This is a genomic window from Methanoculleus sp. UBA208 (assembly GCF_002498065.1).
GTDB lineage: Archaea > Halobacteriota > Methanomicrobia > Methanomicrobiales > Methanoculleaceae > Methanoculleus.
In genome coordinates, this window is the sequence record NZ_DAFZ01000064.1 from 1 (window position 1) to 18,209 (window position 18,209).

17 protein-coding genes are annotated in these 18,209 nt (G+C 61.8%); 13 read left to right on the plus strand and 4 right to left on the minus strand.

The window, feature by feature from the left end; translation table 11 throughout:
* Positions 1 to 500 precede the first annotated feature (500 nt).
* Positions 501 to 983 carry a TIGR00725 family protein gene (locus tag BRA62_RS06950; RefSeq protein ID WP_292365848.1) on the plus strand — a complete coding sequence of 161 codons (483 nt, stop codon included), beginning with the start codon at positions 501 to 503 and terminating at the stop codon, positions 981 to 983.
* Here BRA62_RS06950 and BRA62_RS06955 read toward each other — a convergent pair.
* The 3 genes from BRA62_RS06955 to BRA62_RS06965 are packed head-to-tail and all read right to left on the minus strand — an operon-like array spanning position 910 to position 4,147.
* The gene (locus tag BRA62_RS06955; protein ID WP_292365849.1) at positions 910 to 2,772 is read right to left on the minus strand and encodes a molybdopterin biosynthesis protein; all 1,863 of its coding nucleotides are present in this window, start codon (positions 2,770 to 2,772) and stop codon (positions 910 to 912) included. The two genes, BRA62_RS06950 and BRA62_RS06955, sit on opposite strands and share 74 nt — an antisense overlap.
* On the minus strand, positions 2,766 to 3,968 hold the full coding sequence (gene glp / locus BRA62_RS06960) for a gephyrin-like molybdotransferase Glp (RefSeq protein WP_292365850.1): 1,203 nt from the start codon (positions 3,966 to 3,968) through the stop codon (positions 2,766 to 2,768). Before glp ends, BRA62_RS06955 begins: the two co-directional genes overlap by 7 nt.
* The gene (locus BRA62_RS06965) at positions 3,965 to 4,147 is read right to left on the minus strand and encodes a hypothetical protein (protein ID WP_292365851.1); all 183 of its coding nucleotides are present in this window, start codon (positions 4,145 to 4,147) and stop codon (positions 3,965 to 3,967) included. The genes glp and BRA62_RS06965 overlap by 4 nt, the downstream gene beginning before the upstream one ends.
* 69 nt (positions 4,148 to 4,216) lie before the next feature.
* On the opposite strand from BRA62_RS06965, the gene BRA62_RS06970 reads away from it, so the two are divergent.
* From BRA62_RS06970 to BRA62_RS07010, 9 genes are all read left to right on the plus strand, one after another.
* Complete coding sequence (locus BRA62_RS06970; protein WP_331518971.1) at positions 4,217 to 5,554, plus strand: D-aminoacyl-tRNA deacylase; 1,338 nt, start codon at positions 4,217 to 4,219, stop codon at positions 5,552 to 5,554.
* Entirely contained in the window at positions 5,551 to 6,648 is a 1,098-nt protein-coding gene (ftsZ, locus tag BRA62_RS06975; protein ID WP_292365852.1) for a cell division protein FtsZ, read from the plus strand. The genes BRA62_RS06970 and ftsZ overlap by 4 nt, the downstream gene beginning before the upstream one ends.
* 6 nt (positions 6,649 to 6,654) lie before the next feature.
* Positions 6,655 to 6,864: a protein translocase SEC61 complex subunit gamma gene (locus BRA62_RS06980; RefSeq protein ID WP_250986631.1), complete on the plus strand. Its 210-nt coding sequence runs from the start codon at positions 6,655 to 6,657 to the stop codon at positions 6,862 to 6,864.
* Between the two features lie 5 nt (positions 6,865 to 6,869).
* A complete protein-coding gene (locus BRA62_RS06985; RefSeq protein WP_250986959.1) occupies positions 6,870 to 7,343 on the plus strand; it encodes a transcription elongation factor Spt5 in 474 nt (157 codons plus the stop codon).
* Between the two features lie 196 nt (positions 7,344 to 7,539).
* Positions 7,540 to 8,016 (plus strand): 50S ribosomal protein L11, encoded by a 477-nt coding sequence (locus BRA62_RS06990; protein WP_292365853.1) that lies wholly within the window; start codon positions 7,540 to 7,542, stop codon positions 8,014 to 8,016.
* Positions 8,017 to 8,067: 51 nt separating this feature from the next.
* On the plus strand, positions 8,068 to 8,709 hold the full coding sequence (locus BRA62_RS06995) for a 50S ribosomal protein L1 (RefSeq protein WP_292365854.1): 642 nt from the start codon (positions 8,068 to 8,070) through the stop codon (positions 8,707 to 8,709).
* Positions 8,709 to 9,734, plus strand: coding sequence for a 50S ribosomal protein L10 (locus BRA62_RS07000; RefSeq protein WP_292365855.1), 1,026 nt, complete (start codon positions 8,709 to 8,711; stop codon positions 9,732 to 9,734). The genes BRA62_RS06995 and BRA62_RS07000 overlap by 1 nt, the downstream gene beginning before the upstream one ends.
* Before the next feature lie 28 nt (positions 9,735 to 9,762).
* Positions 9,763 to 10,080 (plus strand): 50S ribosomal protein P1, encoded by a 318-nt coding sequence (gene rpl12p / locus BRA62_RS07005; RefSeq protein ID WP_292365856.1) that lies wholly within the window; start codon positions 9,763 to 9,765, stop codon positions 10,078 to 10,080.
* A 415-nt stretch (positions 10,081 to 10,495) separates the two neighbouring features.
* On the plus strand, positions 10,496 to 12,199 hold the full coding sequence (locus tag BRA62_RS07010; protein WP_292365857.1) for an RNA-binding domain-containing protein: 1,704 nt from the start codon (positions 10,496 to 10,498) through the stop codon (positions 12,197 to 12,199).
* 282 nt (positions 12,200 to 12,481) lie between these two features.
* Here BRA62_RS07010 and hypF read toward each other — a convergent pair whose 3' ends face one another.
* Complete coding sequence (hypF, locus tag BRA62_RS07015) at positions 12,482 to 14,692, minus strand: carbamoyltransferase HypF (protein WP_292365858.1); 2,211 nt, start codon at positions 14,690 to 14,692, stop codon at positions 12,482 to 12,484.
* 57 nt (positions 14,693 to 14,749) lie between these two features.
* On the opposite strand from hypF, the gene BRA62_RS07020 reads away from it, so the two are divergent.
* The 3 genes from BRA62_RS07020 to BRA62_RS07030 are packed head-to-tail and all read left to right on the plus strand — an operon-like array spanning position 14,750 to position 18,061.
* The gene (locus BRA62_RS07020; protein ID WP_292365859.1) at positions 14,750 to 15,262 is read left to right on the plus strand and encodes an ArsR family transcriptional regulator; all 513 of its coding nucleotides are present in this window, start codon (positions 14,750 to 14,752) and stop codon (positions 15,260 to 15,262) included.
* Positions 15,246 to 16,055 carry a winged helix-turn-helix transcriptional regulator gene (locus tag BRA62_RS07025; protein ID WP_292365860.1) on the plus strand — a complete coding sequence of 270 codons (810 nt, stop codon included), beginning with the start codon at positions 15,246 to 15,248 and terminating at the stop codon, positions 16,053 to 16,055. The genes BRA62_RS07020 and BRA62_RS07025 overlap by 17 nt, the downstream gene beginning before the upstream one ends.
* Positions 16,052 to 18,061, plus strand: a complete 2,010-nt coding sequence (locus BRA62_RS07030; protein ID WP_292365861.1) for a DEAD/DEAH box helicase — start codon at positions 16,052 to 16,054, stop codon at positions 18,059 to 18,061. Before BRA62_RS07025 ends, BRA62_RS07030 begins: the two co-directional genes overlap by 4 nt.
* The last annotated feature ends 148 nt before the right edge of the window (positions 18,062 to 18,209 follow it).

Sequence of the window (18,209 nt, forward strand, 5' to 3'; positions counted from 1 at the left end):
GGGGGGGGGGGGGGGGACGGGGGGGGGGCCCCCCCCCCCTCCCCTGTCTCCACGTCGGAATGAATGTCTGTAACCCCCACCCCACCCGCGCTTCGGGCTCCTCCTCCGCACCTGACGGTGCTCAAACTCCGCTCCTAGCGGAGCGTCGTTCCCCGCCCCAAGGGGCGGGGGCAGTCCGTGGCGATATCTCCTTAAAATCCGTATATAGGGATTGCGATGGGCCCGGTACTTCGCTAACATGTTTGAGACTATCCCCCGGGAGGTCAAACCCCCGACTTCCCTTCGCAACCTGGCGGTTGCTCAAACTTCGGATGTTCCATCCATTGTCCTTCGCGTTCTTCGTGACTCACACCTTCGGTGCTCAAGCTCCGCTTGCGCTCGCACTTCGCGTGAGTTTTCAGTACGGGGGCGATGGAGCCTCACGCGAAAGACGCGAAGCCGCGAAGGCATGTTCCCTTCACCCCACCCCTTTTATCCCCTACCCCCCCGACTTCTCCCCCATGCAGATTGCAGTCGTCGGGAGGGGGGACTGTTCCGTTGAGGAGTACGAAGCGGCGGAGACCATCGGCTACCTCATCGCCGGCAATCATGAGACCGTCTGCTGCGGCGGCCTCGGCGGGGTGATGGAGGGCGCCTGCAGGGGTGCAAAAGAGGCCGGCGGGACGACCGTGGGCATCCTCCCTGACACCGGGGAGGGGAACCCCTACCTCGACGCGGTGATCCGCACCGGGATGGGCCACGCGAGGAACGTCGTCCTCGTTCACTCGGCCGACGCGGTGATCGCCGTCGGGGGAGGCTACGGCACGCTCTCGGAGATTGCCGTTGCACTCAAGACGGGAAAACCCGTCTTCGGTCTACTGACCTGGAAGATAGAGGGGGTGTTTGCCTGCGCCACGCCCGAGGAGGCGGTCATCCTCGCAGTTCGCGCAGCGCGCCTGTTTCGTCCGTCTCGTAGCCCCCGAGGTCCCGGAGGATCCGCCTGAACGCCTCCGAGGAGACGGTCTCGACGAGGACTGCAATGCGGGGGTCGTCGAGCATTGAGCGGTGCATCACGAGCTCGTAGCGCTCCGTTGCCACCGGGACGAACGCGAGATCGAGTGCTTTTGCGGCACTGTAGACCCCCATTCCCGCATCAACCTCCCCGGTCCGGACGGCAAGCGCCACCGCAAGGTGCGTCGTCACCTCGCGCTCGTAGCCGGGGATGGACGCCGGGTTGATGCCGTGCTCCGCGAGACGGTGATCGAGGAGCATCCTGGTCCCCGACCCCTTCTGCCGGTTGACGAACGCCCGCCCCGGCAGGTCGTCGAACGAGAGGCCGTCGCGCGATATGATGCCCTGCTGGCGTTCTGCCACGCAGAGGAGGGCGAGGTCGGCTCCGGGCATATAGCGCTCCAGGTAATGGGTGTTGTAGGTGCCGTCGGGGGCGAGGAGGTGCATCGGGGCAGCGTGGCACTCCTGCTTTTTTAACGCGATCACCCCGCCCATGCTTCCGGCATGGGTGGAGTGGATGTCGACGCCGCGCGGCCGCACCAGGTCGGCCAGGTAGTCGAGGGCCGGGTCGTGGCTGCCGGTGACGAGCACCGCCTCCTCCGCCTCGGCGCGGGGGACGGTGAGCCGGACGTCCACGGTCTCCCCCGCCTCGGCCCCCTCCTTCTGCGCAGTGATCTGCATGTAGCCGTTCGCCCGCACCGCGCTCATCTGGACTCCTGCGCCCCGTGACTGGGGAACCGCGACCCAGTGGTCGCCAATCCTCCCTGCCGAGAGGAGGACGAACTCGTCTGTCCCGATATCCGAATGGAGGCTCGTGGTCAGCCGGGCGGCAACGCGCTCCGGCTCGCGGACGGGCATGCCGTAGCGGGAGATGAGCGGCATGACGAGCTCGCGCAGCACCGTCGCCGCCGCAAGGGGATAGCCGGGGAGCCCGACCACCGGCTTTCCCTCGATCCTGCCGATGATCACTGGCTTTCCGGGTTTGATGGCGACCCCGTGCGCCAGCACCTCGCCGAGTTCCCGGACGACATCGGCGGTATAGTCCCGGGTCCCGGCGGACGAGCCCGCCGAGACGAGCACGATATCGTTCTCGGCGACGCCGCGCCGGACGGCGTCCCGGATCAGGCCGTAGTCGTCCGGGACGATTGGGTAACGGTGCGCCTCCACGCCCGCCTCCGCAAGGACCGCCGCGGCCATCAGGGTGTTGCTCTCCACCACCTTCCCGGGCGGAGGCATCTCGCCTGCCGGCACGAGTTCGCTCCCGGTGGGGATCAGGCCGGCCCGGACGTTTCGGACCGCAACCTCCGTGACCCCGTAGTTCGCGAGCGCTCCTGCGTCATGCGGCCGGATCCGGTGGCCCCTCGGGAGGATCATCTCCGACTCGCCGATATCCTCGCCGACCGGGCGGATGTGCTGCCAGGGGCTGACCGGCTTTCGAACGGTATAGGTCTCGCCGTTAATCCAGACGTCCTCGATCATGATCACCGCGTCGTAGCCGGGCGGGACGATGTTTCCCGTATTGACCCTCGCCGCATCCGGGAGGGTCACCGGCCGCTGCTCGCTCGCGCCGACGGTATCGGCGCTTCTCACCGCGATCCCGTCCATCGCCGAGATGTGGATGGCGGGGACCGAGAACCGGGCGAATATGGGCTCTGCGGTGATCCTCCCCACCGCCCCGGCATTCACCGGGACACGGACGGCCCCCGGAACCGCCGGAAAGGAGCGCTCCACGAGTGCCAGCGCCTCTGCGAGCGTTATGACCGAGAGGTAGCGCTTCACCACAGGATCACCTCGACCTCCTCGCCGACCTCGAACCCCTCGCTCGACGCCGGGACACGCACCAGCCCCTCGCTCTGCACCAGGGTGTTGAGGAGCCCCGACTTCCCGAAGACCGGCGTGGCTTCACCGCCGCTCGTGCTGACCCGGACGTAGTCCTCCCGCCCCCGGCTGGAGGGGACGTTCTGCGTCAGCCGTGCGCGGACGGTCCGCCGGGAGACGGCGGTCTGGCGCATCGCCGCAAGCAGGTGGTCGACGATGGCGACGAGCACGACGAAGGCCGAAGCCGGGTGCCCGGGGAGCCCGATGACCGATTTTCCCCGTGCTGTCCCGATGATGGTCGGCTTTCCGGGTGCGAGAGCGATCCCGTGGACCAGCACCTCGCCGAGTTCCGCGATGACCGCTGCGGTGTTGTCCCGCTCGTCCTTTGAAGACCCTCCCGAGACCAGCACTGCGTCGCACCTTTCAAGCGCCGAAGCGATCGCCCGCTTCAGCACGGCCCGTTCGTCCCTGACGATCCCGAAGTAGACCGGGTGGCAGCCCCGCTCCGTCACGAAGGCGCCGGCGAGGTAAGAGTTCGCGTCCCGCACCTCGCCCGGCCCGGGTGTCTCGACGACGGGAACGAGTTCGTTCCCCGTGGATACGATCCCGATCTTCGGCATCTTCGCCACACAGACCCGGTCGGCGCCGACAGCCGCGGCAACGCCGATCTCCCGGGGCGAAAGCACACGTCCCCGTTCAAGGATCACCTTCCCTGCCCCGAAGTCCTCGCCCCGGAAGACCACGTTCTCGCCGGGTGCCACCGGACGATGAATCAGGACGTCGTCCCCGATCTGCTCGGTGTGCTCGATCATCACCACCGCGTCCGCGCCCCCGGGGAGAGCGCCGCCGGTGGGGACGTACAGGCACGATCCCCGGGAGACCGTTCCCGCGTCCGCGCTTCCCATCCCGACCCGGCCACGGCACTGGAGCATCGCCGGGATGGCCTCGGAGGCCCCGGTGGTCTCGGCCGCGGCGACCGCGTAGCCGTCGACCGTCGACCGGTCGAACCCCGGGATATCGATATCGGCGCGGACGTCCCTCGCGAGAACCCGGTGGAGCGCGTCTTCGAGCGGAACCTCCTCGCACCCGGGCAGGGGCGCGATCCTCCGCACCGTCTCCACGGCCTCGCCGACGGATACGACCTCAAGAAAGAGGCTCATCTGAAACAGCCCAGCTGGCAGCCCCGGATCTTAATTCTTGGCTCGCGCTGGTTGCAATACCGGGCGATATCCATCTTCGGGATGCTGTACTTCTCCGATATCTCGAATGCCTGAGGGCAGGTGATCTCGTCTGTTATGCCGTATGCCTCGAATGCTTCCCGTATCTTATCTTCGTCCATAGTACTCACATGGTCTGTTTGCAGGAAGATAGGATTTACTATCGCGTCAGTCAAGCATTATCATTTAGCATGCAGCCGACCCACGTGTACCCGATGCGGATCGCGCTGATCAATTCGAAAATGGACGTTGCGGGAGTAAACATCCGGGATAACCTCCGAACCCTGCTCGCGGCAGGCGGTCGATGGCCGCTTGCGGACGGTCACGAGCTGGCGTTCCACGAGGTCGCAGGAAGGCTGATCCACCAGGACCGGATCGACCGGGAGGTCGATGCCGACCTCATCATCTTCATCTCCCGGCACGCGAGCGTGCAGCCCGTGCCCTGCCTGACCGTGCACGTGACCGGCAACTACGAGACCGCCGACCTCGGCGGAGAGCCGGGAATGCTCGCGCCGGCAGCCCCTGCATGGATGCATGTAATCCTCGGCAACCTCGCCGCCCGGGCCCCGGAGGGGTACCGGGTCTCCTACGAGGTGACGCACCACGGCCCGACTGCGCTCTCGACGCCGTCGCTCTTCGTCGAGATCGGGTCAACCACCACGGAATGGACCGATCCGGCCGCCGGGATGGCGGTGGCGGAGAGCATCCTCTCCGCGGCGCCGGGAGAGACGATCAATCTCATCGGCTTCGGCGGAACCCACTACGCCGTGCGGCAGACCGAGATCGCACTCTCCTCCCGGGGCGCTTTCGGTCACATCGCGCCGACCAGGCAGTTCGGCGCCGTCAACCCCGTCCTTCTCCGGGCGATGCAGGAGGCGAGCAGTGCCGTGGCCGCTTACATCGACAAAAAATCGCTCTCTACCGATGAGGTCGGGCGGATCGAGCGGATGCTTGGCGAAGCCGGGCTCCTCCTTCTCTCCGAGTCGGAGATCCTCGAAGCCTCGCGCCTCGAGTGGAACACCTATCTTGCGGTCAGGGCGCTCGCCGAAGAGATCGCTCCCGGGTCACGCATTCGTGTCCACGATCTTGCAGGAGAGGGAACCCCCGTTGCGGTGCAGATAACCCCTGATCTGATAGAAGAGGTGATAAAAAGCAATAAAGCCGGGTTTATTGACGCTCTCGATGAATTACCGGTCGCTCACCTCTCAAAAGATTCCACAGAAGTTTTACCGATGTTTATCTGCTTTGAAATCGGGTCGTCCCGACTCGCAAGTGATATAACTACCCTGTGTGTAAAACTCTTGCTTATCTGTGAAAATGCTGTTATCGACGGTGATCACCTCGTCCTCCGGAAGGTGCGGTTCGACCCCGAGAAGGCGCGCAAACATGGGGTTCCAAAGGGGCCGCTCTTCGCCATGCTTGCCGGTGGGAAAGCGGTTGAGATCGAGGGACGGAGGATCACACCCGATGCAGTGCAGACAGCCAGCGTAAAGCGGATACATATCCCGGGATTGGAGAGTTACATATGAAATCCATCGTAGAAGAGGCACTTTCACGGGCACGCGAGGAACAGCGCTTTGCTGAGCCCACGGAGGTCGACAAGGACCTTGAGGATGTCCTCATGGAGCTCCGTACTGAGATCGCAGTCGTCGGGTGCGGAGGCGGCGGTTCGAATACGGTCACCCGGATGGCGGAGGAAGGCATCAACGGGGCGCGGCTGATCGCTCTCAACACCGATGCCCAGCACCTTATCCGGACACAGGCCGAGACCCGAATTCTCATCGGGAGACAGAGGACCCGCGGCCTTGGTGCAGGCTCGATCCCCCAGGTCGGCGAGGAGGCGGCCCTCGAGAACGAGGACGACATCAAGCGGGCCGTCGAGGGGTGCGATATGGTCTTCATCACCACCGGGCTCGGGGGCGGCACCGGTACGGGCTCCGCACCCGTGGTCGCGAAGTCCGCACGGGAAGAGGGCGCCCTGACCATCGCCGTGGTCACCCTGCCGTTCACGGCCGAAGGCGCTATCCGGGGGCAGAACGCCGAGGCCGGCCTTGAGAGGCTCCGCGAGGTGGCGGATACCGTCATCGTCGTCCCCAACGACCGCTTGCTCGAGGTCGTGCCCCGCCTTCCGCTCCACGCCGCGTTCAAGGTCTCGGACGAGGTGCTGATGCGGGCGGTCAAGGGCATCACCGAGCTGATCACGATGCCCGGGCTCGTGAACCTCGACTTCGCCGATGTCCGGACCGTCATGGAGCGGGGAGGCGTCGCGATGATCGGGATGGGCGAGAGCGACAGTGAGGACAAAGCCGCCGACTCGGTCAAGAAGGCGCTGCGCTCCCCGCTGCTCGATGTCGACATATCCGGCGCGACCGCAGCGCTCGTCAACGTGGTCGGCGGACCCGATATGACGATGTCCGAGGCCGAAGGCGTCATCCAGGAGGTCTACGACCGCATCGATCCCGATGCCCGCATCATCTGGGGTGCCCAGGTCGACCCCGACATGCAGGGCAAGATGCGTACGCTGCTCGTGGTCACCGGCGTCCGGTCACCACAAATATATGGGAGAAACGAAAAGAGTATGCCACGTATGATGAAACAGTTTGAGATCGACTTCCTGAAGTGAGCCGGTATGATGGATTATAAAGAGACGTTGGAGGAAGTAAAGTCGTTCAAGATCGAGGAGGAGCTCTTCAAGAAGTACTGGCGCGTGCTGAAACTGGCACGGACGCCGACCCGCGACGAGTTCTCCAAGATCGCCATCGTGGCTGCGGCCGGGATCATGCTCATCGGCCTTGTCGGCTTTATCATATACGAGATCCTTCTGGTATTGCCCAAATGATGGATATGGCTGAGAGCGCAAACAGAGTATACGCGATCAAGACGACCGCGAAGCAGGAGCGGACGGTTGCCGACAATATCGAGAAGGTGACGAGGGAGCAGAAAGACATCCACGTGATGGCCGTCATGGTTCCCGAGGAACTGAAGGGCTACGTCCTCGTGGAGAGTCCCGACTCCATCGCCCGGATAGAGCAGCTGGTGGAGCTGATCCCCCATGCGCGCGCGGTGGTGCAGGGCTCGACGGCTCTCTCCGAGGTGGAGCATTTCCTGGTGCCGAAACCGGTGGTCAGCGGCATCACCGAGGGCACCATCGTCGAGATCATCGCCGGCCCGTTCAAGGGTGAGAAAGCGGTTGTCAAGCGTATCGATACCGGAAAGGAAGAGATTACAGTCGAACTCTACGAGAGTATGGTTCCGATCCCGATCACGGTTCGCGGCGACTCCGTTCGCGTCGTGGAACGCTCGGAAGACGCTTCCTGAAGAATAGTTCTCCTCCTTCTTTTTTGCCCGGGCACGGGTCGTTGCACTGCCGGCGGTGATGGTTTCCACCGCCCGAGGCCGTCCGTTCGTGCGGGCTCCGGGTGCCGCCCGGGTACCATACTTTAAATTCTCTTACGTTGACCTTAGATAACCCAGGCAACTATTCCCCTGAGGAATAATAAGCTGGTGAACTTGTATGGCAGAAACGGTCGAGGTATTGGTACCCGGCGGCAAGGCAACAGCAGGCCCGCCTCTGGGCCCTGCGCTCGGCCCTCTCGGTATCAATGTGAAGGCTGTCGTCGACGATATCAACAAAAAAACAGCCGAATTCAACGGCATGCAGGTGCCGGTGACGGTCACGGTCGACGATAAGAAGAACTTCACGATTGAGGTGGGTATTCCACCCACGACGGCGCTCGTCATGAAAGAGGCCGGTATCGAGAAGGGCTCGGCGGAGCCGGGTGCTTTGGTGGCAGGAGATCTGCCGTTGGAGGCCGCTGTCCGTATTGCCCGTATGAAATTTGATGGCATGCTCTCGTACGATCTGAAGTCCGCGGTCAAAGAGGTCCTCGGAACGTGCGTGAGCGTCGGCGTCACCGTCGAGGGAAAAAAGCCCCGCGAGATGATCCAGGCCGTCAATGACGGGGAGTACGACGGCGTACTCGTCGCATAGATGTCAGACAACCATAGAAGATCGTGAGGTCGTGTACTATGGAGGCAAAGGATGGTTGATAAAACCAGTATACAGGAAGCCGTGGAAACGGCCCTCTCAAAGGCTCCGGAACGGAAGTTCAAGGAGAGCGTGGATATCACCGTCAACCTCAGGAATATCGATATGTCCCAGCCCAAGAATCGTATCGATGAGACGATTCATCTCCCGAACGGTTTTGACAACGTCAAGATCGCCGTTCTCGGGAAGGGCGACATTGTCACCCAGGCAAAAGAGGTGAACGTGGACCTTATTATCGGACCTGAGGAGATCGAGCGGCTCGGGGGGGAACCCCGTGAAGCGCGTAAGGTGGCGGAAGAGTACCGGTTCTTCCTTGCCGAGACGGCAATGATGCCTCTCGTCGGCCGTTATCTCGGTGTCAGGCTCGGTCCGCGCGGGCGGATGCCGATGCCGGTTCCGCAGGGAATGGATATTCGGCCCATCGTTCAGCGTCTGAGGAGCTCCGTGAAGATCCGGACGAAGGACAAGAAGGTCTTCCACACGAAGGTCGGAACTTCCGGGATGGAGCCCGAGCAGATCGCCGAGAACATCGACACGGTTCTTCGGAGGGTTGAGTCCGTTCTGGAGAACGGGGCGATGAACATCCACTCGGTTTACGTGAAGACGACCATGGGGCCGGCAGTGAGGGTAATCTGATGGCACTCTATACGCACCACCTGCCCCGGTGGAAGAAGGAAGAAGTAGAGGAGATCAAGCGCGGCATCGAGGAGCACACGCTCGTCGGCGTTGTGGACATGTACGGCATTCCCGCCTCGCAGGTCCAGCATATCCGGCGGAACCTCCGCGGCACGGCGAGGGTGAAGATGGCCCGCAACACGCTGATCGAGCATGCCTTAAACGAGCTCGGCGGTAGCGTCGCGGCCCTCAACGACCACGCCGAAGGCCAGAGCGCCCTGATCTTTACGAACGAGAACCCGTTCAAACTCTTCAAGCTGCTTGAACAGACCAAGACGAAGATGGCGGCGAAGCCCGGCGAAACTGCGCCGGAAGACATCGTCATCCCGAAGGGCCCGACCAGCTTCAAGCCCGGCCCGATCGTGGGCGAACTCCAGCAGGTGGGCATTCCCGCAGCCATCGAGGGTGGAAAGGTCAAGATCCGCGAGACGAAGACGGTCGTGAAGAAGGGCGAGGTCATCAACAAGAAGATTGCCGACGCTCTCGTGAAGCTCGGTGTCAAGCCGATGGACGTCGGCCTCATCCTGCAGGCCGCATACTACCGGGAGACCATCTTCACGCCGGACCTGCTCGCTATCGACGAGGAAGCCTACGCAAACAACATCGCGCTCGCGGCCCGGCAGGCGTTCAACCTCTCGGTCAACGCCGTCGTCCCGACCAGGCTCACCGTCGCGGCCATCATCGGCAAGGCGGTGCGCGAAGCCCGGAACGTGGGCGTCGAAGCGAGCATCTACGAGAAGGATATCGTCGACCTGATCATCGGACGGGCACAGCGCGAGATGCTGGCCGTCGCGCTCGCGGCACAGGGCCGTGGGTTCGAGCTCGATGAGGCGACCCTGAAGGCGGCATCGGCTGCGACCGCTGCGGCACCCGCGGCAGCCCCGGCTGCTGCCGAAGAGGAGCCCGAGGAAGAAGAGACGGAAGAGGAGAAGAAGGAAGAGGACGAAGAGGGCGGCATGGCCGGTCTCGGTGCCCTCTTCGGCTAATATCATTTCAAAAAGAGGTGAATGAACTATGGAGTATATCTACGCTGCACTGCTCCTGCACAACGCAGGCAAGGATGTAACTGAAGAGAATGTGACTGCTGTCCTGAACGCGGCCGGTGTCGAGGTCCAGGACGCCCGCGTGAAGGCGCTCGTCGCCGCACTCGAGGACGTGAACATCGAGGAGGCCATCAACAAGGCCGCCGTCGCGCCCGTCGCCGCTGCCCCCGCCGCAGCCGCTGCACCTGCAGCCGCCGCGCCCGCAGCCGAGGAAGAGGCCGAGGAAGAGGAGAAGAAGGAAGAGGAAGAAGAGAGCGGCATGGCCGGTCTCGGTGCCCTCTTCGGCTAAACCCTTTTTTTCGCCGGTAGTTGGCCGGTGTTTTATCGATCCGTGTGTCATCGTAGTCATTCGTTGAGCCGTATCTCCTTTAGCAGATTCCCCGATACTCGCAGGCTACAGGGGATGGCTCGTTTAGACGGTCTGTTCCAAAAATGAGTTGGGAAAGAGGTTTTTACGGGTGATATTGGGTGAGATGTCGGGCTGATTTTTCCTGTATTGATCGTTGCACCTTCGTCCGGGCAGCCCCTCAGAAATGCCGATCCAAGATTTTATTTCGGTCAGAGGCTACTTATTGGTATTCACCAACCTTGTCGGGATGAATTGCGGATAAGAGCGTTAATGAGAAATTATCGACTGAACAGAACCTTCTTACCGAATATATCCCTGACAACCCACAACGCAGGTTGGAACTTTGCAGCGTAACGTGATCGACGAAACAGGGGCAATGTCTGGAGATATGAATGTTCAATTGCGGGAGATAATGTGTCTTCCAGCCGAGACCGAGTGGATCGAGTTCAAGGAAGCAAAAAATAACTATGATTTCGATAAAATTGGAAAATACTTCTCAGCATTGAGCAATGAAGCCAACCTGAACGAAAAGCCTGCAGGCTGGCTTATCTTTGGTGTCACCGACAAACTGCCCAGAGAGATTATCGGTTCAAACTATCGGCTCACTCCACCTGGCCTTGACCGCCTCAAAGAGGAGATTGCACGGCATACGAATCACCAAATGACATGTTCCGCCATTCATGAACTCATGATCGATGGGAAGCGAGTGATTATGTTTGAAATCCCTCCAGCCGCACGCGGCATCCCGACAACATGGAAAAGTGTTGCCTATGGTCGTATCCATGAGTCACTCGGACCTCTTGGCCTCCATGAGATTGAAGTGATACGCAGACAGGCCCCTCTGGATGACTGGTCGGCAAAGGTGTGTGAGGGAGCCACTCTTGCGGATCTCGATCCTGAGGCAATTGCCTTTGCACGGGAAAAGTACAAAGAGAAACACCAGGAATTTGCAAGCGAAGTGGATGAGTGGGACAACATTTCGTTCCTTGCCAGGGCACATGTCTGTCGTCAGGGTCGGATTACGAATGCTGCAATAGTTCTCCTGGGAAAGAGTGAGGCCGCACATCTTCTTTCACCAGCAATTGCGCACATTACCTGGGTTCTCAGGGATAAGGACGAGGTGGAGATCGACTACGCCCATTTCGAGCTGCCACTGATACTCGCCGTCGATAAGATTTTTAGCAAGATCAGAAACCTTACTGTCCGCCATATTTCGGGGGAGACGCTGTTCCCACTTGAGGTAACACAGTACGATCCCTGGGTCGTCCGTGAGGCGCTACACAACTGTATCGCCCATCAGGATTACCAACAATCTGCCCGCATTACCGTGACTGAGAGGCCGGATTCCCTGATGTTCACGAATCGTGGCGATTTTATTCCGGGAACTGTCCAGAGCGTAATCGAGCGTGATGTGCCACCGGACCAGTATCGGAATCCCTTTCTTGCTGGCGCGATGGTAGAGTTGAAGATGATCGACACCATCGGCAGTGGGATCAAAAGGATGTTTCGGATACAGCGGGATCGTAATTTTCCGATGCCTGATTATGACCTTGGTGAAACCGGGGTGGTGAAAGTCACAATTCCCGGCCGGGTGATTGATGAGAGATACACGCGGATGCTCATCAAACGGAAGGATCTGACGCTGATGGATGTGATTACTCTCGATAAAATACAGAAGGGCTACTCCATCACGCCTGAAGAAAGAACCGGTCTCCGGAAGAAGAAACTCATTGAAGGGCGGCATCCGAATCTCTATGTTTCGGAGAGTGTTGCGGCCGAAACCGACACACGCGCCGATTATATCAGGAAGCGGTCGTTTGACAGGGCGCATTTCAAGAGTCTGGTGGTTGCGTACCTAAAGGCCTACCATGAGGCAAACAGAGCGGAGATTGAAGACCTGCTGCTGGACAAGGTCTCAGATGCGCTGAACGAGGAACAGAAACATCATTTCATCAGGGATCTACTTCAGGAGATGCGCAAAGATGGGACAATAATGCCTATTGGGAGGACTAAAGCTGCAAAGTGGGTTCTTGTCCCTGATCAGGTGCATGATGCATGATTGTTGAATGGATTGTAGATGATTGTAGAAATGATCTCAGATGTCCTGCCATTTTTTGTTAGATTGAGGCTGGATCTTGTGTAATTTTTAACTGCGGTTGCATCAGATTGTATCAAATTGCATCAAATTACATCTGATTACGTACATTGCACCAGAATTACTCCTAACCGAAAGATGTGGACAAAGGGAGTGTTAAATTTCTGCAAAATCAGTGACGCTCAGGGCCTTCATCCTATCCATCTCAGTCCGTATCCATCCTTCAGGCATCCCCGGATTCCCCCTTCACTCCTCCACGCTCCCCCCGTAGACAACCTGCCCGAAGCTGATGCACCCGTCGCCGAGCGGATAGTCCTGATTCATGATGAACTCGAGCCCGGCGGTGCGAATCTCGGTCCGGATCGTCTCCCGGATTGCCCGGTTGTAGGCCACCCCGCCCGAGAGCGCCACCCGGGGGATCCCCCGCTCTTCGGCCGCCCGGACGGCCATCGCGGCGACGCCGCGGGCGAGGTTGTACTGGATCGATGCGGCGATGTCGTTTGCCCGTTCTCCGGCGGCGGACCGCCGGTGGGCCTCCGCGAGGAGCGAGCGGGTCGAGAGAACCTCGCAGTTGCCGCCGTCCCGCCGGTATTCGAGGTCCCAGGCCGAGGGCTTCCCGGCGTGCGCCGCCGACTCGAGTTTCATCGCCGGCTCCCCGTCGTAGGTTCGCTCCCGGCAGATCCCGAGGAGGGCCGCGGCGGCGTCCAGCACCCTGCCGGTGCTCGAGGTCGCGGCGACGTTCAACCCCCGCTCCACCTGCCTGACGAGGACGGCGAGCTCGATATCGCTCCAGCCCCGTGACGCCAGGATGTCCCGGACTTCGGAGGTGGGGAGGATGCCGTAGAGCATCCGCTCCGGGAACCGGGTGGCGAGGTCGCCGCCCGGCATCGGGACGACCTCGAGGTGGGCGACCCGGTCGAGGTGAGGGACCTCTCCCGCAAACACCTCGCCGCCCCAGATCGTGGCGTCGTCGCCGTAGCCCACGCCGTCGATCGCGATCCCGACGCACTCCTCCCGGGTCGTGGCAGCGATGTGCGCCCGGTGATGCTGGACGGCGAGGAGTTGTGCCCCTGTCGCTTCGGCGACCTCCTTCGCGTAGCGGGTCGAGAGGAACTGCGGGTGGAGGTCGTGGACGACTCGGTCGTACCGGGCGCCGGTGAGCCCGCCGAGCCTCTCGGCCGTCTCCTGCAGATAGGCGAGGGTCTGGGGGTTCCGGACGTTCCCGACGTGGGGGGAAGTGATGCAGAAACCGCCTTTGTAAACGGAGATGTTCGCGTTCAGCTCCGGGCCGACGCCGAGGATGCATCCCCCGGCGAGGTCGATCGCCTCCCGTTTCGGGGCGAGGCCCCTTGATAAACGGATAATGTAGCCGTCCCGGACGACAGAGTCGTCGCACCGGTTGACGATCCGGCGGTCATGGGTGAGGATGCAGTCGACCTGCCCCGAAAGACGCTCAAGAGCGATTCCGAGATCGGTGATCATCGGGTAGCCCGGCAGGTTCGCGCTCGTCATCACCAGGAGCGGATGGGCGAGGTTCGCGAAGAGGAGGTGGTGCAGCCCGGTGTAGGGGAGCATGCACCCGATGGTGTGGAGGCTCGAGATCGCCGGGTGGGATGCGGAGTCCCGTTTTGCGAGCACCACGATCGGCCGTTCCCGGGAGTGGAGGGCCTGCCGCTCCTCGTCCGAGACGGCCGCGATCCGCTCCACCTCCTCCGGGGTTGCCATCACCGCGAGCGGCTGCTCCGTCCGGCCGAGGCGGCGTTTCAATTCCCCGGCGGCCTCTTCGATGCAGGCGATATGGAACCCCCCTATCCCCCGGATGGCAACGATCGAGCCGGCGTCCAGAAGGGCCGCCGCTTCCCGGATGGGGTCCCCCGCCACCGGCGTCCCGTCGGCCCGGAGTAGGGCGAGGTGCGGTCCGCAGGCTGCACAGGCGATCGTCTGGGCGTGGTGGCGCCGGCACGACGGATCGGTGTAATCGCTCCCGCAGGCGGGGCAGACCGGGAACTCCGCCATCGACGTCCGCTCCCGGTCGTAGGGGATGGCGGTGATGATACTGTACCGTGGCCCGCAGTTGACGCAGGAGGTGGCCCAATAACCCTCGTATCGTCCCCCCTGTGTGAAAATATCGGCGATGCAGTCGTCACAGGTGGCGACGTCGGTCGGGATGAATCCCGAGAGACTCCCGGAACCACTTTCGAGGATGGTAAACGTGTCGGGAGGGTTACCGCGCAGATTCTGGACATCTACGGAATCTATACGAGATAACGGCGTACCTTTCGAAACAGCCTCCAGGAACTCCTCGAAGCGGTCCCCGAATGCGTGGATCTCTACCTCGCTCCCGAGGTTTTTGACGGTCCCGGTGATCCCGAATTCCCGTGCCTTTGCATAGACAAAGGGACGAAACCCGACCCCCTGAACGATGCCCCGGATGATGATTGTGCCACGTGTATGCATTGAAATTTCAGCAAAAATTTATGGAGTTATACAACGATATAACAATAGGGTATCGCAGTGACGGGACATATTAAAATTCTTAACGATCCGGTGGAACTGGTTCCTCTTCTCATAACGTTCAATAATGCTGACTATAAACGGATCTACGAACTCTTGAACAAGGCCTGGCTGACCGAGGGGGATCTTGAGGCGTACGCCGGGACCTCGACAGTGACCGAGTGCCTCTCTATCCTCAAGAAGGGAAACCTGATCGAAGAGCAGTGGCGGATGCCGAAGCCCGGAGAGAAACCGACAAAAGAATACCGGGCGACATACAGCAAGTTCAGAGCTAATTTTCAGTGTTCTATGGGCGATATCGGGGATCTGCTGCATATCGCCGTATCGAACGACGAAGGTCTCCGCACGATCGTGGATTCGGTCCAGCAGGAGATCGTGGCCGGGACAACTTCTATCGGCGATATATCCCGTAAATACGGGGTCAGTCCGATCTTCATCAAAGGACTGGCGAAAAGGATCCCCGGTCTCGACGTGAAAGGGCAGGGAATGGTGTTGCTTGACCGACCTCACTGACGATCCCCTTTACGTCATCCTGCGCAGCAAACGGGAGGCCACCCGGTTCCAGATTCTCGTAGAGATCGCCGAACACCAGCCGGCCGTCCGCCAGCAGGAGATCGCCGGGAAACTCGGCGTGACACCCCAGGCCGTCTCCGAGTACATCCGGGAACTGGTGGACGAAGGGCTGGTCACCGCTCACGGCCGGGGCCGTTACGAGGTGACGAAGAACGGGATCGAGTGGGTCCTGCGGCACGCCGAGGCGCTCGAGTCCTATGCCCGTCACATCAACCGGGACATCATCCAGCAAGTGGCGGTCTGGACGGCCATCGCCCGTGACGAGATCCGGAAAGGAGATACGGTCGGCGTCTTCATGCGGAACGGATGGCTTTACGCGACGAAAGAAGAGCAGAGCGCCACCGGGCTCGCGACCATGGACGCCCAGGCCGGGGAAGATCTCGGGGTCGCCCAGCTAAACGGCATCATCAAGCACGAGGAAGGGCTCGTCCATGTCTGCAAGGTCCCGCGGGTAGAGCGGGGCGGGTCCCGGCAGGTCTCGACAGACCTCCTCCGGGATGCTGTCCGGGACGCGGAGATGGTGGGCGCTGTCGGCCTTGAGTCCTACGTGGCCCTCAGGAGGGCGAATATCGACCCGGACATGTTCTTCGGCTCCCGGGAGGGCGTCATCGAGGCGGCGTTCCACGGCCGGGAATGCGCAATTCTTATCGTCGATGAGGAGTTTACCGATTTCCTCAAGCGTCTGGAGACGGTGGGGCTCACCTACACGATCCACGACCTGATCCCGCCATGAAGGTCATCGTCCAGCCTCAGAAAGGCACGTATAAGCTGCTGTTTGTCGAAGGCGGCCGCGTCGAAGGCTCGGGATTCGTCGATCTGTCCGCGACCCCGAAGGGCCGGCGGCCCAAGAACTTCAAGATGCGCCGCCGGGGCAAACAGCTCAAGCCCACCCCGACCAGGGACCTGATCGCCCTGCTGCGCCGGTCTTCGGTTCTCCTTGCGGCGAAGAGCCCTGAGTTCGAGTCGTTCCTTGCCGACCTCCAGATCCCGGCATCCAGGATCGATATCTGCCGGTACTGCCAGCTCGAGGACCGGTTCGTACCCGTCGATAAGGCGACCGGTGTCAGGTACGGCGGGGAGTGGATCTGCATGGAGTGCGCAAAGCGCGAGATGCGCCGGGAACTCGGTTACATGGGGAAGTTCGGCGGCTCGGTGCTGGTCCATCTCGAGAAACTCCTTGCCCAGGTCCGTGATCTCGACCGGGTGCTGGCGTCGGTAGGGCCCGACCGCCCCGACCGGACGCGGACGCTCTTTGACCGGCTCGAGGCGCACGAGGTCCAGAAGACGGCGCATATCACCGATCTGGCGCTCCCTCCCGCATTCGCGAAGTCCGCCGGGGTCGAATACCTGATGCCCGTCCAGCAGCTCGCCGTCCAGGACGGGCTCCTCGAAGGGCAGCACCTCCTCGTCGTCTCGGCCACCGCGAGCGGCAAGACCTTCATCGGGGAGATGGCCGGGATGAAGAACTTCCTCGAGGGACGGGGAAGGATGCTCTTTCTGGTCCCGCTGGTCGCCCTCGCGAACCAGAAGTATCAGCGGTTCCGTGACCGCTACGGTCACCTTGTCCGGGTCACCCTGCAGGTCGGGGTGAGCCGCCTCAACCTCCCCGAGACCCGCCCGGCGGGAGACCGGGACGTCAACGCTCCCGTGGTGGTGGGGACCTACGAGGGGATCGACCACGCTCTCCGGACAGGCAGATCCTTGAAGGATATCGGGACCATCGTCATCGACGAGGTCCAGATGCTCGAGGACCCGGAGCGGGGCCACCGCCTCGACGGGCTGATTGCCCGGCTCAAGCACGTCGCTCCCGACGCCCAGTTCCTCTACCTCTCGGCCACGATCGGGCTTCCCGGACTGCTTGCGGAGAAACTCCGGGCGAACCTGGTCCGTTACGCGGACCGGCCGGTCCCGCTCGAGCGCCACCTCATCTTCGTGGAGCGGGCGAAAAAGATCAACTTCATCAAGCAGATGGTCGCCGAGGAGTATAAGGTAAAGTCGTCGAAGGGCTACCGGGGCCAGACGATCGTCTTCACCAACTCCCGGGCGCGCTGCCACGTCATCGCCGACGCCCTCGGAAAGAAGGCCGCCCCCTACCACGCGGGGCTGACCTCCCAGGAACGCCGCGACGTGGAGCGGCGGTTCGCGAACGGGGAGATCGCCGCTGTGGTCACGACAGCAGCGCTTGCCGCCGGCGTCGATTTCCCGGCGTCCCAGGTGATCTTCGACGCTCTGGCTATGGGCATCCAGTGGCTCACCGTGCAGGAGTTCCACCAGATGATGGGCCGGGCGGGGCGGCCGGACTTCCACGACCTCGGCCGGGTGGTCATCATGGCGGAGCCCGGCGGATCCTATTCCCGGACGTCCGGCAAGACTGAGGAGGAGGTCGCCGTCGGCCTCCTGCGGGGCGAGATGGAGGAGGTCGCTCCCGAGTATGATATGGAGCAGAGCACGGAGGAGTTCGTCGCGAACGCCGTGGTCTCGAACGGCGACGAGCAACAGATTATCAGGATGAACCGCACGATGGTCGGGACGCTGGAGCCGGCCCTGCCCACGCTCCTCGATTACGGGCTGGTCCGGCGGCGGGGCGGGCGTATCGAACTCACCGATATGGCCCGGGTGATGGCCGAGCACTTCATCGGCGCCGAGCGCCTGATCGAGATCAAGGATCTCGTCCGGCGCATGGACGATGCGGCCGAGATCGTCGCGGAACTCGAGTGTGCCGAGGAGAAGACGCCGTAGGGGTTTTTTTCGGGACTGTCGGGGGAGCCGGCCGGAAAAGATGGCTCTCCCAAAGACCCGCGATTATTCGTGGTTTCGAGTTCCTTTGTTCCTGGTTTCACGTTTCGGGACATTATAATGCCCATGCACGGATTCCCACTGGATATCG

Bases quoted from the DNA above. Each gene is read 5' to 3' on its own strand.
- BRA62_RS06950 (WP_292365848.1), top strand. From the start codon at position 501: ATGCAGATTGCAGTCGTCGGGAGGGGGGACTGTTCCGTTGAGGAGTAC.
- glp (WP_292365850.1), bottom strand. From the start codon at position 3,968: ATGAGCCTCTTTCTTGAGGTCGTATCCGTCGGCGAGGCCGTGGAGACG.
- BRA62_RS06965 (WP_292365851.1), bottom strand. From the start codon at position 4,147: ATGGACGAAGATAAGATACGGGAAGCATTCGAGGCATACGGCATAACA.
- BRA62_RS06970 (WP_331518971.1), top strand. From the start codon at position 4,217: ATGCAGCCGACCCACGTGTACCCGATGCGGATCGCGCTGATCAATTCG.
- ftsZ (WP_292365852.1), top strand. From the start codon at position 5,551: ATGAAATCCATCGTAGAAGAGGCACTTTCACGGGCACGCGAGGAACAG.
- BRA62_RS06980 (WP_250986631.1), top strand. From the start codon at position 6,655: ATGATGGATTATAAAGAGACGTTGGAGGAAGTAAAGTCGTTCAAGATC.
- BRA62_RS06985 (WP_250986959.1), top strand. From the start codon at position 6,870: ATGGCTGAGAGCGCAAACAGAGTATACGCGATCAAGACGACCGCGAAG.
- BRA62_RS06990 (WP_292365853.1), top strand. From the start codon at position 7,540: ATGGCAGAAACGGTCGAGGTATTGGTACCCGGCGGCAAGGCAACAGCA.
- BRA62_RS06995 (WP_292365854.1), top strand. From the start codon at position 8,068: ATGGTTGATAAAACCAGTATACAGGAAGCCGTGGAAACGGCCCTCTCA.
- BRA62_RS07000 (WP_292365855.1), top strand. From the start codon at position 8,709: ATGGCACTCTATACGCACCACCTGCCCCGGTGGAAGAAGGAAGAAGTA.
- rpl12p (WP_292365856.1), top strand. From the start codon at position 9,763: ATGGAGTATATCTACGCTGCACTGCTCCTGCACAACGCAGGCAAGGAT.
- hypF (WP_292365858.1), bottom strand. From the start codon at position 14,692: ATGCATACACGTGGCACAATCATCATCCGGGGCATCGTTCAGGGGGTC.
- BRA62_RS07030 (WP_292365861.1), top strand. From the start codon at position 16,052: ATGAAGGTCATCGTCCAGCCTCAGAAAGGCACGTATAAGCTGCTGTTT.